The organism is Bradyrhizobium valentinum (assembly GCF_001440405.1).
Taxonomy (GTDB): Bacteria; Pseudomonadota; Alphaproteobacteria; order Rhizobiales; family Xanthobacteraceae; genus Bradyrhizobium; species Bradyrhizobium valentinum.
This window is the reverse complement of the sequence record NZ_LLXX01000193.1, coordinates 1-1,023: the sequence shown is the minus strand read 5'-3', so window position 1 is coordinate 1,023 and position 1,023 is coordinate 1. Positions and strand designations below refer to the sequence as shown.

The window sequence follows — 1,023 nt, the reverse complement described above, 5'->3', positions numbered from 1 at the left end:
ATATGCGGACAGAACGCTGACAAGACGACCATGAAATCACTTCGGCCAGATGCGCGAATCCAAGCCGCCTTCCACACAATGCCTAGTGGAACCCCTCAGTGTTCGTGCCCGTTACGCCTCTTCAAGTCCAAGGAGGACTCCTCATGATGAAAATCGCTTTAGTCGTGGCGGCAGGTGTGCTGACGACTATCCCGCTCGCCACTCCGGCCAAGGCCCAGGGCGTCAAGATGGCCCAAGTCGATATGCAGACCGGCCGGCACTTCGAGGACCGCAACGACCGCGACTATAGGGACCGCCGGCCTTATGACTCCAACGCCACAGTTGGAGTCGGTCCAGGCGGTGTCACCATCGGCCCACGACAGCGCTGCCGCACAGAGACCACCACGATTGAACGGGACGACGGCCGCAAGATCACGCGCAGGGAGCGCCGCTGCGACTAATGTCATGAATAGTCGGTGCCAGGAAGTAGGTGACGACCTCATGAGCAGGAGGGAGGCCAGAGAGAGTAGCTATGGCTTCAAGCACGCGCTCACGGATGTTGTCGCTACCACTGGCGGGACTTCGGCGCGCTGCGCGTCTGGAAGAGTTTTTGGGCGACCTGTCGCGACTTCCCCCCGCTCCTGCGCCGCATCGTATTCGTCGGCGAGGCGATGCTTAGCGTCGGCTTCGAGTTCGAGTGCGGCTTGAAGAGTTCCCGGTACCGGATTGTTTCCGGGCCCACTGGCCTAATTTGACTTCAGTAGTGGCCTAATTTGATGTGTCGGGAACCGGACAAAAGGTCTAAGGTTCGCCATCACCGCACGGCCAGTTGGTATTTATCGGTGACAGAGAGACGCTACAGCGCTCCCGCCAATCGGAGTGCAGCGTATGATCAGCGCGAATCCTGTTCAGATTCAAGAAGTGCCCACCATTCGGTGCGGCCGGTGCGGAATTCAGCCAAAGCTCCTTCATAAAATACTTGATCCCCGCAACGGCTACACGCTGCGCATGTACAAGTGCGACTGCGGCGAGCAAGCGTGGACC

Annotated in this window: 1 protein-coding gene; it reads left to right on the top strand. The window is 59.1% G+C overall.

Annotated elements, in window-relative coordinates; all coding sequences use genetic code 11:
* Nucleotides 1-143: 143 nt before the first annotated feature.
* Nucleotides 144-440 (top strand): hypothetical protein, encoded by a 297-nt coding sequence (locus CP49_RS34605; RefSeq protein ID WP_156438831.1) that lies wholly within the window; start codon nt 144-146, stop codon nt 438-440.
* Nucleotides 441-1,023 lie beyond the last annotated feature (583 nt).